This is a genomic window from Aquipseudomonas alcaligenes NBRC 14159 (assembly GCF_000467105.1).
GTDB lineage: Bacteria > Pseudomonadota > Gammaproteobacteria > Pseudomonadales > Pseudomonadaceae > Aquipseudomonas > Aquipseudomonas alcaligenes.
Genome location: NZ_BATI01000007.1, coordinates 171547 through 186535, shown reverse-complemented (window position 1 = coordinate 186535; position 14989 = coordinate 171547). Strand labels below are relative to the sequence as shown.

Genomic DNA, 14989 nt, shown 5'->3' with positions numbered 1-14989 from the left:
ACCTCGCAAAGAGTGGCTAGGCGCCCAGTGGCACGCCAGCCGCCTCGCGCCGCAGCAGGCGCGAGGCATGGAATTCGATCAGGGACAGCAGTTCTTCTTCCTGGGGGCGCAGGTAGGCGTGATCGCCATCCAGCCATTCCAGGGTGAAGGTGCCGGAGGTTTCGCGGCGCCAGGCGCGCAGGTCGTCCTCGCTCAGGCAGTCGCGCCGCGCGCCCAGCACATGCAGGGCGCAGGGCAAAGGCGCACGGCGCTGGTAGCGGTAGCTCTCGGCCAGGGCAAAGTCGCTGCGCAGCACCGGCAACAGTTCGCGACGGAACAGCGGGTCGGCCAGCAGCTCGCGTGGCAAGCGGGCGAAGCCATCGAGGCCGGCGAACAGCTCGCCATCGCTGCGTGTGGTCATGCGCGGCGCCTGCAGGCGTCGCGAGGGCGCACGCGAGGCCGAGGCGAACAACGCCAGCGGCGCCTCATGCCCCTCGCCGATCAGCGCCTGGGCCAGCTCGAAGGCGAGCATTGCGCCCAGGCTGTGCCCCCACAGCAGGTACGGACCGCTGCATTCGCGCGACCAGGCCTGCCTCAGGTCGGCCAGCAGCGCCGGCAGGTCCTGGCACAGCGGCTCACCCTCGCGGGCGCCGCGACCTGGCAACTCCAGCGGGCAGACTTCCAGCCAACGCGGCAGGCGCTTGCGCCAGCGTGCGTAGGGCATGGCGCTGGCGCCGGCATGAGCCAGGCAGAACAGCTGCATCAGGCGTCCATGGCCTCGCGCAGGCTGCGCGGACGCATGTCGGTCCAGACGCTGGCGATGTACGCCAGGCAGGTCGCCTTGTCGCCGCGCACGCCGTCTTCCTTCCAGCCGGCCGGCACGGCCTTGTAGGCCGGCCAGATGGCGTACTGCTGCTCGTCGTTGACCACGACCAGGAAGATGGTTTGCGGGTTGTCCAGGCTCATGGGGTATCCCTCGTTCAAAGTGGCACGTTTTAAAGACGCACAAAGATGCGAATAATTTTCACTTAATTCGATTTCGCGGACATGACAGTGCTCTCACCCCCATTGCTGAGGGCCGAGACACATGCGTTCAGGCCGGGATTGAGCCGCCGATCTCGCGCACCGCGTCCTGGGTGGCGCGGTCGCGGGCTTCGCCGGTGAGTTCGCTGAGGCGACCGCCATCCATCTTCAGCAGACGGTCGGCCTGGTCGAAGTAGTGGTCGTCATGGGTGATGGCCAGGACGGTCTTGCCGGCGGCCTTCAGCTGCGGCAGCAGCTCGCGGTAGAACAGACGGCGGAACAGCGGGTCCTGGTCGGCGGCCCATTCGTCGAGGATGAGGATGTCGCGCCCTTCCAGCATCGCCAGCATCAGCGCCAGACGCTTGCGCTGGCCTTGGGAGAAGCGCGTGTCAGCCAGTCGCCCCTTGGCGAAGCGCACCTTGTGACGTAGACGCAGGCGCTCCAGCCATTGCCCGACCAGCGACTCCTCGACTTCGGCACCGGCCGGGCCGAGCAGGCGGGCGAACAGGTGGAAGTCGGTGTAGACGCTGGCGAACAGCTGGCGATACGCCTGCCACTCATGGGGTTGCAGCACGCGGCCATCCAGCTTTATCTCACCGGCGGCCGGGCGATGCAGCCCGGTGAGCAGGCGCGCCAGGGTCGACTTGCCGCTGCCGTTGCCGCCCACCAGAAACACCAGTTCGCCACGACGCAGCTCCAGGTCGATGGGGCCGACATCGAAGCCGGCCTCGTCTCCCTCGCCCGGATAACGGTATTCGACACCGGCCAGCTGCAGGCTCTGCCATTCGCCGAGGCTTTCGACCGCGGCGATTTCGGCGGTTTCCGGCGCCAACTCGAGGGTCTCCAGCTTGTCCAGCGAGATGCGCGCGGCCAGCAGGCTGGGCAGTGCGGCGACGGTGGCAACCATGGGCGCGCGCAGGAACAGCACGGTCAGGGCAAAGGTCGCGGCCACCTCGCCGGAGGCCCAGCCCAGGCCGCTGGCGCAGAAGAACACCAGGCCGATGCTACCCAGCACCATGGCGTTGGCCCAGTTGCCGGCCAGGCCGTTGAAGATGTCGGCGCGGGTGACGTTGTCGCGGTAGGCGCGGGCGTCGCGGTCGAACTCCTCGTCATACAGCAGGCGCGCGCGGTCGCGGTTGAGCGCCAGCTCCTTGCGGCCGTCGATGATCGCCTGATAGTCCTGATACAGATGGTCCTCGGCCTCGCGCAGCAGGCGGATGTGCTGGTTGACCTTGCCGACGAAGAACCAGCCCACCAGCAGGGTCAGGCCAAGCCAGCCAGCGGTGACAGCGAACAGCGCTGGCGACAGCCAGGCCAGGTAGGTGAAGGCGGCGATGCTGAGGATCAGGCCGTAGGTCAGCTCCGGCAGGTAGACGAAGGCAATGGTGATGTTGCGGATGTCACTGGACAGGCTGGCGAGGATGCGAGCGCCGCCGATCTGCTCCAGGCGCTCGATATCGGTGTCCAGCACGCGCCGCACCAGGCTGCGGCGCAGGCGGTAGACGAAGCGGTGCCCCAGGGTGTGCAGGGCCACCTGCCCTGCTCCGGAACACAGCAGCAGCGCCGCCAGCAGGCCGAGGAAGCTCAGTAGCGTGGTCGCCAGCGCGCCGTCGATGCGGATCAGCTTGAGGTTGATGAAGGCGATCACGCCGACGCTGAGCATCGCACTGCACAGGCTGAGCAGAACGATGCCGGAGAGCGGCAGGCGGTTGTCGCGGAACAGCAGCTTGAGCAGTTTCATGGCAGATCCAGAACGGCGGAAATCAGGCCGCCTCGGGTTCGAGGCGGCTGCGGCAGTGACTCAGGGCGTCACGCAGGAGGAAATGCACCAGGGTTGGCGAGGCGCTGAGATGGCTGGCTACCTCGCGCTGGCTGTAGCCTTCCAGCTGGCTCATGGTGAATACGGTACGGGTACGCTCGGGCAACTCGCCCAGTGCGTGCTGCAGACGCTGCCACTCCAGCTGGCCGATGGCGCGCTGCTCGGGGCCGGACTGCGGTGCGGGCAGCTCGTCGAGCAGCTCCTCGTCGGCACTGTAGCGGCCTTCCAGGTTCTGCCGGCGCAGGCGGTCGATGGCCAGGTTGCGCACCATGCGGAACAGGTAGCGCAGCGGGTCTTCGATGGCATGGCGCTCGCCGCTCTCCCACAGCTTGAGGAAGGCGTCGTGCACCACATCCTCGGCACGCGCGCGGCAGCCGAGCACGCCCTGGGCAGCGTCGATCAGCACTCGGCGGTGAGCGGCGTACAGGCTCTCCAGCCCATGATCCCTGGTGTGAGCGGCCAAGCGCAGCGACGTGACGCCCTGCTCGTCCCAACTTTGCAGCATCCCCATAGCCCGATCCTCGGCTTCGACGTGATGCGCATCTTAATGATAATCCTTATCAATTCAAGCATTCTGAGCAGGAGTTCTCCCGATAAATGAAAACGCCGCCCGCAGGCGGCGTTCTGCCAGGAGTACCAGACTCAGGATTCCAGCGTCATCACCACCCGCCCGCCCGCCGGGCAGGTCTCCATGAACTGGTTGGCGGCGATGAAGTCCTCGAAGGCAAACGACTTGGCGATGCTCGGCTTGAGCAGGCGGTCGGCGGTCATCTGGTTGATCCGCTGCAGGGCACGCTGCACTGCCGCCTCGTCGCGTTCCAGACCCAGTTCGGGTTGGCCGGTGAAGTCCAGTACGCAATGGCGGAAGAACTGCAGGTGCTTCTTGAACGCCGCGCAGGCCGGGAACGCCGCATCGTTGCCGCCGTTGACGCCATACAGGATCAGCTTGCCGCGGGTGGCCGCGACATCGCCGAGCAGCTTCATCTGTGGCCCGGCGCACTGGTCCAGCACCACCTCGACGCCTTTGCCGTCGGTGAAACGTTCCACCTCCAGCACCAAGTCCTGCTCCTCGGTGTCGATCACCTTGTCGGCGCCCAGTTCACGCAGATAGGCCCGGGTATCACCCTCGCTGGTCGCGGCGATGACCACGGCGCCCAGTGCTTTGGCCATCTGCACCGCCTGCGGCGCCAGGCAGTGGGCCGCCTCGGTGATCAGCACGCGCTGGCCCGGCTGCACCTCGGCCAGCTCGACCAGGGCAAAGTACGCAAGCATGTAGGGGGTGTAGTGCACGGCAGCTTCGGCCGGGCTGAGCACATCCGGATAGCGGGCCAGGGCACGGCGCGGCATCAGCACCAGGTCGCCCCAGGCCGGATACTGGTTGGGACTGAAGGACGGAAAGCTGGCCACCGCCATGCCGGGAGCGAGATCCTCGACGCCGGGACCGACGGCCTCGACCACTCCGGCCAGCTCGAAGCCAACGCCAGCGGGCAGCTGCGCGGCCTGGTCGGGCGCCAGGTTCTGCCGCCACAGCACGTCGCGCCAGCCCACACCGAGCGCCTGGGTACGCACCAGCACCTCGTCGTGCCCCGGTTTCGGGGTCGGCACATCCTCCAGACGCAGCACGCTGGCATCGCCGAACTGGTGGAAACGGATCATGCGGGACATCACACACCTCGCCTTCATATCTCTATGGCCACGGACTCTATACGGGCTTTTCCGGCAAGACTACCCGCCACTATCGATAGTCACCATAAATAGCGATGATCCGCCAGCGCTTCCGGTTCAGCGCCGGGCTTGACGTCGGCGCGCCGCGCCCGCACCTTTCACGGATTCCCGGATGGAAGCTGAGCATGAACCGCAACGACCTGCGCCGTGTCGACCTGAACCTGCTGATCGTGTTCGAGACGCTGATGCACGAACGCAGCGTGACCCGCGCGGCGGAAAAGCTGTTCCTCGGCCAACCGGCGATCAGCGCCGCCCTCGCCCGCCTGCGCAGCCTGTTCGACGATCCGCTGTTCGTGCGTACCGGGCGCAGCATGGAGCCCACTGCGCGGGCCAACGAGATCTTCGCCCTGCTCTCCCCGGCGCTGGACTCCATCTCCACCGCCGTCAGCCGTGCCACCGACTTCGACCCCGCCACCAGCAACCAGGTGTTCCGCATCGGCCTGTCCGACGATGTCGAGTTTGCCCTGCTGCCGCCGTTGCTGCGCCGCCTGCGCGCCGAGGCGCCCGGCGTGGTGCTGGTGGTGCGCCGCGCCAACTACCTGTTGATGCCGGGGCTGCTGGCTTCCGGGGAGATCTCGGTGGGCGTCGGCTACACCGAGGAGCTGCCGGCCAATGCCAAGCGCAAGGTGCTGCGCCGCAGCAAACCAAAGCTGCTGCGTGCCGACAGCGTGCCTGGGGCAATCAGCCTGGATGACTTCTGTGCCCGCCCGCATGCCCTGGTGTCCTTCGCCGGCGACCTTACCGGTTTCATCGACGAGGAACTGGAAAAGCTCGAGCGCAAGCGCCGGGTGGTATTGGCCGTGCCGCAGTTCAACGGTCTCGGCACCTTGCTGGCCGGCACCGACATAGTTGCCACCGTACCGGACTACACGGCCGCCGCGCTCACCGCCGCCGGCGGCCTGCGCGCCGAGGACCTGCCGCTGCCGTCGCGCACCTTCGAGCTGCACATGGCCTGGCGTGGCGCCCAGGACAACGACCCGGCCGAGCGCTGGCTGCGCTCGCGCATCCAGATGTTCTGCGGCGATCCGGACAGCCTCAACTGATCCTGCTGGCGCTCTGGCACGGGCGCTGCGTCAATTATCAACGCGAATGAATGAATCATCATTCCGCGTGATAGTCATCTTCGGATGGTTCGATTCGTGCCTTCAAACTCCGCCGCGCAGACTCCGCCCATTCACAAATCCGACTGGCGGAGTCAAGCATGGAACAGTCATTCAATCTCTCCTGGCGCCTGCCCCTGGCCATCACCACGGCCCTGGTACTGAGCGCCTGCGGCAAGGGCGAGGAAGCGAGCCAGCAGATGCCGGCGGCCAAGGTCAGCGTGGCCGAGGTGATCGAACAGCCGATCAATGAGTGGGACGAGTTCACCGGACGCCTGGAGGCGCCCGAGTCGGTCGAGGTGCGCCCACGCGTCTCCGGCTACATCGACAAGGTGGCCTTCGACGAAGGCAGCCTGGTGAAGAAAGGCGACCTGCTGTTCCAGATTGACCCGCGCCCGTTCCAGGCCGAAGTCAAGCGCCTGCAGGCCCAGCTGCAACAGGCCCGCGCCAGCCAGACCCGCGCCGCCAACGAAGCCCGCCGCGGCGAGCGCCTGCGCCAGAGCAACGCCATCTCCGCCGAGCTGGCCGATGCGCGCGCCAGTGCTGCCACCGAGGCCCAGGCCGCCGTCGCCGCGACCCAGGCCGAGCTGGACAACGCGCTGCTCAACCTCAGCTTCACCCGCATCACCTCGCCGATCGATGGCCGCGTCAGCCGCGCCGAGATCACCGAGGGCAACCTGGTCGGTGCCGGCCAGTCGCTGCTGACCACCGTGGTTTCCACCGACAAGGTCTACGCCTACTTCGACGCCGACGAGCGCGTATTCCTCAAGTACATCGAGCTGGCGCGCCAGGCCGGCAGCGATGCCCGCGGCGCCAGCCCGGTGTACCTCGGCCTGTCCAGCGAAGCCGGCCACCCACACGAGGGCCAGCTGGACTTCCTCGACAACCAGGTCAACCCGCGCACCGGCACCATCCGTGGTCGCGCCGTGTTCGACAACCGCGACGGCCGCTTCACCCCCGGTCTCTACGCCCGCCTCAAGCTGGTCGGCAGCGGCACCTACCCGGCCGCGCTGATCAAGGACGAAGCGGTCGGTACCGACCTAGGCAAGAAGTTCGTCCTGGTCCTCGACAAGGACAACGCCGTGCAGTACCGCGCCATCGAGCTCGGCCCGAAGCTGGAAGGCCTGCGCATCGTCCGCCAGGGCCTTTCCAAGGGCGAGAAGATCGTGGTCAACGGCCTGCAGCGCGCCATGCCCGGCGCCACCGTCGATCCGCAGGCCGTGCCGATGGCCGACGAAGCCACCCTCGCCCAGCTGGCGCGCCTGCGCCAGGCCGTGGATGGCCGCGACGCCCCGCGCGTAGCCGAGCAGCAAGCCAAGTCCAGCAACGCGCCGCGCGGCTGAGGTAGAACCCCATGAACTTCTCCCAGTTCTTCATCAAGCGGCCGATCTTCGCCGCCGTGCTGTCCCTGCTGGTACTGATCGCCGGTGCGATCTCGCTGTTCCAGCTGCCGATCAGCGAATACCCGGAAGTGGTGCCACCCACCGTGGTGGTGCGCGCCAACTTCCCCGGCGCCAACCCCAAGGTGATCGGCGAGACCGTCGCCTCGCCGCTGGAACAGGCCATCACCGGCGTGGAAGGCATGCTCTACATGTCGTCGCAGTCCACTGCCGACGGCAAGCTGACCCTGACCATCACCTTCGCCCTCGGCACCGACCTGGACAACGCCCAGGTGCAGGTGCAGAACCGCGTGACCCGCACCATGCCGACCCTGCCCACCGAGGTGCAGCGCCTCGGCGTGACCGTGGACAAGGCCTCCCCCGACCTGACCATGGTGGTGCACCTGACCTCGCCGGATCAGCGCTACGACATGCTCTACCTGTCCAACTACGCCGCGCTCAACGTCAAGGACGAGCTGGCGCGTCTGGACGGCGTGGGTGACGTGCAGCTGTTCGGCATGGGCAACTACTCTCTGCGCGTGTGGCTCGACCCGAACAAGGTGGCCTCGCGCAACCTCACCGCCTCAGACGTGGTCGCCGCGATCCGCGAGCAGAACCGCCAGGTCGCCGCCGGCGCCCTCGGCGCGCCGCCCTCGGACGCCGGCAACAGCTTCCAGCTGTCGATCAACACCCAGGGCCGCCTGGTCAGCGAGGAAGAGTTCGAGAACATCATCATCCGCGCCGGCGACGACGGTGAGATCACCCGCCTCAAGGACATCGCCCGGATCGAACTGGGTTCCAGCCAGTACGCCCTGCGCTCGCTGCTGAACAACCAGCCGGCCGTGGCCATCCCGGTATTCCAGCGCCCCGGCTCGAATGCCATCGAGATCTCCGACTCGGTGCGTGCGCGCATGGCCGAATTGAAGCAGAGCTTCCCGCAGGGCGTGGACTACGAGATCGTCTACGACCCGACCATTTTCGTGCGCGGTTCCATCGAGGCAGTGGTGCATACCCTGCTCGAAGCCATCGTGCTGGTGGTGCTGGTGGTGGTGCTGTTCCTGCAGACCTGGCGCGCCTCGATCATCCCGCTGGCCGCCGTGCCGGTGTCGCTGATCGGTACCTTCGCCGTGATGCACCTGTTCGGCTTTTCGCTCAACGCCCTGTCGCTGTTCGGCCTGGTGCTGGCCATCGGCATCGTGGTGGACGACGCCATCGTGGTGGTGGAGAACGTCGAGAGGAACATCGGTCTCGGCAAGTCGCCGGTGGAAGCCACCCGACAGGCCATGAAGGAAGTGACCGGCCCGATCGTCGCCACTGCACTCGTGCTGTGCGCCGTATTTGTGCCGACCGCATTCATCTCCGGCCTCACCGGACAGTTCTACCAGCAGTTCGCCCTGACCATCGCCATCTCCACGGTGATCTCGGCGTTCAACTCGCTGACCCTGTCGCCGGCCCTGGCCGCCGTGCTGCTGAAGGATCACCACGCGCCGAAGGACCGCTTCTCCAAGGTGCTGGACAAGCTGTTCGGCGGTTGGCTGTTCAACCCGTTCAACCGCTTCTTCGACCGCGCCAGCCATGGCTACGTCGGCACCGTCAAGCGCGTGCTGCGCGGCAGCTCGATTGCCCTGCTGGTCTATGGTGGCCTGCTGGTGCTCGGCTACCTGGGTTTCTCCAGCACCCCGACCGGTTTCGTGCCGCAGCAGGACAAGCAGTACCTGGTGGCCTTCGCCCAGCTGCCCGACGCCGCCACCCTCGACCGTACCGAGGATGTGATCAAGCGCATGTCGGAAATCGCCAGCAAGCACCCGGGCGTGGAGAACACCGTGGCCTTCCCGGGCCTGTCGATCAACGGTTTCACCAACAGTCCGAACAGCGGCATCGTGTTCACCCCGCTCAAGCCGTTCGACGAGCGCAAGGACCCGAGCATGTCTGCCGGGGCGATCGCCGCCGAGCTGAATGCCCAGTTCGCAGGTATCCAGGACGCCTATATCGCCATCTTCCCGCCGCCGCCCGTGCAGGGTCTCGGCACCATCGGTGGCTTCCGCCTGCAGGTGGAGGATCGCGGCAGCTTGGGTTATGAGGAGTTGTACAAACAGACCCAGAACATCCTGGCCAAGGCCCGTGCGCTGCCGGAACTGGACCCGATGTCGGTGTTCACCAGCTACCAGGTCAACGTGCCGCAGATCGATGCCAACATCGACCGCGAGAAGGCCAAGACCCACGGCGTGGCCATCAGCGACATCTTCGACACCATGCAGGTGTACCTGGGCTCGCTGTATGCCAACGACTTCAACCGTTTCGGCCGCACCTACCAGGTCAACGTCCAGGCCGACCAGCAGTTCCGCCTGGAGCCGGAGCAGATCGGCCAGCTGAAAGTGCGCAACAACCGTGGCGAGATGATCCCGCTGTCCACCTTCGTCAAGGTCGACAGTGCGTCGGGCCCGGACCGGGTGATGCACTACAACGGCTTCCTAACCGCCGAGATCAACGGTGCGGCAGCGCCCGGCTACAGCTCCGGCCAGGCCGAGGCGGCGATTGCCAAGCTGCTCGATGAGGAGCTGCCCAACGGCATGACCTACGAATGGACCGAGCTGACCTACCAGCAGATCCTCGCCGGCAACACCGCGATCTTCATCTTCCCGCTCTGCGTGCTGCTGGCCTTCCTGGTGCTGGCCGCCCAGTACGAAAGCTGGAGCCTGCCGCTGGCGGTGATCCTGATCGTGCCGACCGTGCTGTTCTCCGCCATCGTCGGGGTGATCCTGGCCGGCGGCGACAACAACGTGTTCACCCAGATCGGCTTGATCGTGCTGGTGGGCCTGGCGTGCAAGAACGCCATCCTCATCGTCGAGTTCGCCAAGGAGAAACAGGAAGAAGGCCTCGACCGCATGGCCGCGGTGCTGGAAGCCTGCCGCCTGCGTCTGCGCCCGATCCTGATGACCTCCATCGCCTTCATCATGGGCGTGGTGCCTCTGGTGCTGTCGTCCGGCGCCGGCGCCGAGATGCGCCATGCCATGGGCGTGGCGGTATTCAGCGGGATGATCGGTGTGACCTTCTTCGGCCTGCTGCTGACCCCGGTGTTCTACGTGCTGATCCGCGCCTTTGTGGAGAAGCGCGAAGCGAGGAAAGCTGCTCGCCTGCAGGAGGTGCATGCATGAAGCCTTTTATTCCCGCCCTGCTGGCCCTCGCCGTCAGCGCCTGCGCCGTCGGCCCGGACTATCAGGCGCCGGAAACCCAGCCGGCGCGGATCACCGCGCTGGAGGCCGGCGATTACGACCGCACCGACTTCGAATCGGCCTGGTGGCAGCAGTTCGACGACCCGACCCTGAGCCAGCTGGTCCAGCAGTCGCTCGAGGAAAACCGCGAGCTGCGTGTGGCCTTCGCCCGCCTGCGCGCTGCCCGTGCCATCCGTGACGATGTCGGCAACGACCAGATGCCGGTGATCACCAGCCGCGCCAGCGGCGAGTTCGGCAAGGCCCAGCAACCGCCGACCAGCGAGGAGCGCATCCGCCAGGAGCGCTACGACCTGGGCCTGGACATGGCCTGGGAACTCGACCTGTTCGGCCGTATCGAGCGCAGCATCGAGGCCAGCGAGGCACAGAGCGAAGCCGCCGAGGCCGAGCTGTACCAGCTGCAGGTCAGCCTGATCGCCGAGCTGGTGGACGCCTACGGCAACCTGCGCGGTGCGCAACTCAGGGAGCGCATCGCCCGCGACAACCTGAAGAACCAGAGCCAGTCGCGTGCCCTCACCGAGCAGCTGCGCGACGCCGGCATCGGCAGTGAGCTGGATGTGCTGCGCGCCGACGCCCGTCTGGCCGCCACCGAGGCCAGCCTGCCGCAACTGCAGGCGGATGAGGCGCGGGCCCGTCACCGCATCGCCACCCTGCTTGGCCAGCGCCCGGAACAGCTGAGCGTCGACCTGTCGCCGCGGCCGCTGCCAGTGATCGCCAAGGCGCTGCCGATTGGCGACCCCGCCGAGCTGCTGCGCCGCCGTCCGGATGTGCGCGTCGCTGAGCGTCAACTAGCTGCCGCCACCGCCAATGTCGGCGTGGCCACCGCCGACCTGTTCCCGCGGGTCAGCCTGAGCGGCTTCCTCGGCTTCACCGCCGGGCGCGGCTCGCAACTGGGCGCGGCGGCGGCCAACGCCTGGGGCGTGGCACCGACCATCAGTTGGGCGGCCTTTGATCTGGGCAGCGTGCGCGCCCGCCTGCGCGGTGCCGAGGCCGACGCCGATGGCGCCCTGGCCAGCTACGAGCAGCAGGTGCTGCTGGCCCTGGAAGAGTCGGAAAACGCCTTCAGCGATTACGCCAAGCGCCAGCAGCGCCTGGTCTCGCTGGTGCGCCAGGTCGAGGCCAGCCGCGCGGCGGCCGAGCAGGCGGCGATTCGCTACCGCGAAGGCACCGAGGACTTCCTCGTGCTGCTCGACGCCGAGCGTGAGCGCCTGGCCGCCGAGGACGCCCAGGCCCAGGCCGAGATCGAGCTGTACCGCGGCATCGTCGCCATCTACAAGGCGCTCGGCGGAGGTTGGCAGCCCAGCGCCTGAGCCATGAGCGCGGGTGTTACCCGCCTGCTCACCCTTTCCTCCTGGGCCGACCCTGCCCTTTGTCGGCCATTGCGCTCCCCGCGGATCAGCTCCTGTCCGCGGGGATTTTTTTGGCGGTGCTTTCTTCGTCTTCCTCGACGAAGGTGTTGTCCCAGATCAGCCGTGGATCGAAGGTCACGGCGGCGAGCATGGTCAGGATCACCACCATACAGAAGGCCGACGCGCCCACCCCGGCCTCGATGCTGGCCAGGTTGCCGAAGTTCACCAGGGCCACCAGGATGGCGATGACGAAGATATCCAGCATCGACCAGCGGCCGATCCATTCGATGAAGCGATACATCAGGATGCGCTGCCGCGCCGACATCGGCTGATGGCGCTGCACCGAATACAGCAGCAGGGCGATGCCGATCAGTTTGAAGGTCGGCACCAGGATGCTGGCGACGAACACCACCAGTGCAATCGGCAGCATGTCGGCCTGCACCAGCTCGACCACGCCCTCCATGATGGTGGCGGGCATACCCTTGCCCAGCATGCTGACGGTCATGATCGGTAGCAGGTTGGCCGGTATGTAGAGGATGGCCGCAGTGATCAGCAGCGCCCAGGTGCGCGCGATGCTGTCCGGACGCCGGGCGTGCAGCCGCGCGCCACAGCGGGTGCAGTGCTGCACCTCGTCTTCGCGCAGGTATTCAAGCTTGTGGCATTCGTCGCAGACGATGATGCCGGCATCAAGTGCGCGCATGCTCGTCCTCCTCGCTGAGAGCATCCCAGACCTGATGTTGCGACATGGTCACCTCCAGCCAGACCTGCGCCAGCATCAGCGCGACGAAACAGGCCAGTCCCACGCCCAGGTGCAGCTCGGCGAGGTCGACCAGCTTGACGATGGAGACCAGGATGCCGAACAGGTAGACCTCCAGCATCCCCCACTCGCGCATGTGGTGATAGAAGCGGTAGCAGCGACACGCCAGCATGCGCCAGGCCGGCCTGGGCATGGCCAGCAGCACGAACAGCTGACAGAGCAGCTTGAGCAATGGCACCAGCATGCTGCACATGAACACCACCGCGGCCACGCCCTGCATACCCGAGTGGTACAGCCCGACCACCGCGCTCCATACCGTGTCCACCGCGCTCTGGCCGAGCAGGCCCAGGCTCATGATCGGCAGGAAGTTGGCCGGGACGAACAGGATCAGCGCCGTGATCACCAGCGCCAGTGCGCGTTTGCGCATGTGCGAACGGTGCACCAGCATCTCGTAGCCGCAACGCGGGCAGCTGGCCTTCTGCTCTTCGCCGACATGCGGATGATGCATCAGCAGATCGCATTCATGGCAGGCGATGAGCTTGTCCAGCGGTGGCAAGCGGCCTTCGACCAGTTCGTGTCCTTGAGTCATGTGTACCTGTCCGTTTCAGTCACGGTTGAGCAGGTGGAAACGTGGCAACGCCAGATGCCAGCGAATCGCCGCCAGACGCGCCAGCAGCACGCAGAGCATCGCCACGCCGGTGTCCAGCCAGTGAGGCGTACCCAGCTCGCGCATGCCGATGAATACCAGCGAACCCAGCAGGCAGGCGGTGGCGTAGATCTCCTTCTGAAAGATCAGCGGGATCTCATTGCAGATCACATCGCGCATCACACCGCCGGCCACGCCGGTCATCACTCCCATGATCAGCGCGGTGCTGTGCGGCATGTTGTGCTGCAGCGCCACCTCGGTACCGATCACGGTGAAAACGGCCAGGCCGAAGGCATCGGCGATCAGCAGGCCGCGCTCGTGAATCGGCTGCGTCATGCGTACCCAGAGCACGGTGCCGACCGCGGCCAGCGACGCCACCCAGATATAGGTGTCGTTGCGAATCCAGCTCACCGGGTGGTTGTCGAGAATGAGGTCACGCAGGGTGCCGCCGCCCAGGGCGGTGACGATGGCGATGACCAGCACGCCGAACAGGTCCATGGACTTGCGGCCGGCCATCAGCGCGCCGGTGATGGCGAATACCGCCACGCCAAACAGGTCGGCCAGGTAGAACAGGCGATCCATGGCGGCTTCAGCCTCCCACCGGCGTGCGCAGCGTGACGAACTCTTCCGCAGCCGTGGGGTGGATGCCCAGGGTCTCGTCGAAGATCTGCTTGGTCGCCCCGGCCTTGATGGCAACGGCCAGGCCCTGGATGATCTCGCCGGCCTCCGGACCGACCATGTGGCAGCCGAGCACGCGATCGCTGTCGGCATCGACCACCAGCTTCATCAGCGTGCGCTCCTGGCTATCGGTGAGGGTCAGCTTCATCGGGCGGAAGCGACTCTCGAAGATCTTCACCTGGAAACCCTCGGCGCGTGCCTGCTCCTCGCTGAGGCCGACGGTGGCGATGTTGGGCAGACTGAACACGGCAGTGGGGATGTTGCGATAGTCCACCGACCGGTATTCCTCGGGACGGAACAGCCGCCGCGCCACCGCCATGCCCTCGGCCAGCGCCACGGGGGTCAGCTGGACCCGGCCGATCACATCGCCCAGCGCCAGGATGGACGGTTCGCCGGTCTGGTACTGCTCGTCGACGCGGATGAAGCCGCGCTCGTCCAGTTCGACCGCGGTGTTTTCCAGCCCCAGGTTATCCAGCATCGGCCGCCGGCCCGTGGCGTAGAACACGCAGTCGGTTGCCAGCTCGCGGCCATCGCGCAGGGTGGCCAGTAGGCTGCCGTCGGCCAGCCGTTCAATGCGCTCAATGTCGCTGTTGAACTGCAGATCGAGCCCCTTCTTGTCCAGCTCTTCCCTGAGGTGGCGGCGCACTGCGCCGTCGAAACCGCGCAGGAACATCTCGCCGCGATAGAGCAACGAGGTTTGTGCGCCCAGGCCCTGGAAGATCGAGGCGAACTCGACGGCAATGTAGCCGCCGCCGACCACCAGTACGCGGCGCGGCAGCTGCTGCAGGTGGAACGCCTCGTTGGAGCTGATCGCCAGCTCCTTGCCGGGTATGTCCGGCAGCTGCGGCCAGCCCCCGGTGGCAATCAGGATGTGCCCGGCACTGTAGGCCTGACCGTTCACTTCGACCCGGTGCGGGCCGAGGATGCGCGCATGGCCTTCCAGCAGGCTAACGCCGCTGTTGACCAGCAGATTGCGGTAGATGCCGTTGAGGCGCTGGATTTCACGGTTCTTGTTGGCGATCAGCGTGGGCCAGTCGAAATTCGCCTCACCCAGATTCCAGCCGAAACCGGCGGCCTGCTCGAAGTCCTCGGTGAAGTGGGCACCGTAGACCAGCAGCTTCTTCGGCACGCAGCCGACATTGACGCAGGTACCGCCCAGGTAGCGGCTCTCGGCCACCGCCACGCGGGCACCGAAACCGGCGGCGAAGCGTGCCGCACGAACGCCGCCGGAGCCGGCACCGATCACGAACAGGTCGAAGTCATGAGACATGGGTAATTCTCCTTACAGACCCCAAGCATACCGG

General features: G+C 66.5%; 13 protein-coding genes. 4 read left to right on the top strand and 9 right to left on the bottom strand.

Annotated elements, in window-relative coordinates:
- Window positions 1-16 precede the first annotated feature (16 nt).
- From PA6_RS05430 to PA6_RS05410, 5 genes are all read right to left on the bottom strand, one after another.
- Window positions 17-742: a thioesterase II family protein gene (locus tag PA6_RS05430; RefSeq protein WP_021699879.1), complete on the bottom strand. Its 726-nt coding sequence runs from the start codon at window positions 740-742 to the stop codon at window positions 17-19.
- Window positions 742-945 carry an MbtH family protein gene (locus PA6_RS05425; RefSeq protein WP_021699878.1) on the bottom strand — a complete coding sequence of 68 codons (204 nt, stop codon included), beginning with the start codon at window positions 943-945 and terminating at the stop codon, window positions 742-744. The genes PA6_RS05430 and PA6_RS05425 overlap by 1 nt, the downstream gene beginning before the upstream one ends.
- A 127-nt stretch (window positions 946-1072) precedes the next feature.
- Entirely contained in the window at window positions 1073-2743 is a 1671-nt protein-coding gene (locus PA6_RS05420) for a multidrug ABC transporter permease/ATP-binding protein (RefSeq protein WP_021699877.1), read from the bottom strand.
- 22 nt (window positions 2744-2765) lie between these two features.
- Complete coding sequence (locus PA6_RS05415) at window positions 2766-3332, bottom strand: sigma-70 family RNA polymerase sigma factor (protein ID WP_021699876.1); 567 nt, start codon at window positions 3330-3332, stop codon at window positions 2766-2768.
- A gap of 131 nt (window positions 3333-3463) precedes the next feature.
- The gene (locus PA6_RS05410) at window positions 3464-4486 is read right to left on the bottom strand and encodes a zinc-dependent alcohol dehydrogenase family protein (protein ID WP_021699875.1); all 1023 of its coding nucleotides are present in this window, start codon (window positions 4484-4486) and stop codon (window positions 3464-3466) included.
- Between the two features lie 185 nt (window positions 4487-4671).
- Between PA6_RS05410 and PA6_RS05405 the strand changes: the two genes are divergently transcribed.
- The 4 genes from PA6_RS05405 to PA6_RS05390 all read left to right on the top strand — a co-directional run bounded on the left by PA6_RS05405 (window position 4672) and on the right by PA6_RS05390 (window position 11565).
- Window positions 4672-5589, top strand: a complete 918-nt coding sequence (locus PA6_RS05405; protein ID WP_021699874.1) for a LysR family transcriptional regulator — start codon at window positions 4672-4674, stop codon at window positions 5587-5589.
- Window positions 5590-5747: 158 nt separating this feature from the next.
- A complete protein-coding gene (mexE, locus tag PA6_RS05400; RefSeq protein ID WP_021699873.1) occupies window positions 5748-6989 on the top strand; it encodes a multidrug efflux RND transporter periplasmic adaptor subunit MexE in 1242 nt (413 codons plus the stop codon).
- An 11-nt stretch (window positions 6990-7000) separates the two neighbouring features.
- Complete coding sequence (locus PA6_RS05395) at window positions 7001-10180, top strand: efflux RND transporter permease subunit (protein WP_021699872.1); 3180 nt, start codon at window positions 7001-7003, stop codon at window positions 10178-10180.
- Window positions 10177-11565 (top strand): efflux transporter outer membrane subunit, encoded by a 1389-nt coding sequence (locus tag PA6_RS05390; RefSeq protein WP_021699871.1) that lies wholly within the window; start codon window positions 10177-10179, stop codon window positions 11563-11565. Before PA6_RS05395 ends, PA6_RS05390 begins: the two co-directional genes overlap by 4 nt.
- An 85-nt stretch (window positions 11566-11650) precedes the next feature.
- Here the strand turns inward: PA6_RS05390 and PA6_RS05385 are convergent, their stop codons facing one another.
- From PA6_RS05385 to gorA, 4 genes are read right to left on the bottom strand one after another with little or no spacing between them, the layout of a single operon-like run.
- Window positions 11651-12304 carry a paraquat-inducible protein A gene (locus PA6_RS05385; RefSeq protein ID WP_021699870.1) on the bottom strand — a complete coding sequence of 218 codons (654 nt, stop codon included), beginning with the start codon at window positions 12302-12304 and terminating at the stop codon, window positions 11651-11653.
- Window positions 12291-12950, bottom strand: coding sequence for a paraquat-inducible protein A (locus PA6_RS05380; RefSeq protein WP_021699869.1), 660 nt, complete (start codon window positions 12948-12950; stop codon window positions 12291-12293). Before PA6_RS05380 ends, PA6_RS05385 begins: the two co-directional genes overlap by 14 nt.
- A 15-nt stretch (window positions 12951-12965) precedes the next feature.
- On the bottom strand, window positions 12966-13589 hold the full coding sequence (locus PA6_RS05375; protein ID WP_021699868.1) for a trimeric intracellular cation channel family protein: 624 nt from the start codon (window positions 13587-13589) through the stop codon (window positions 12966-12968).
- 7 nt (window positions 13590-13596) lie between these two features.
- Window positions 13597-14955, bottom strand: coding sequence for a glutathione-disulfide reductase (gene gorA, locus PA6_RS05370; protein ID WP_021699867.1), 1359 nt, complete (start codon window positions 14953-14955; stop codon window positions 13597-13599).
- Window positions 14956-14989: the final 34 nt, after the last annotated feature.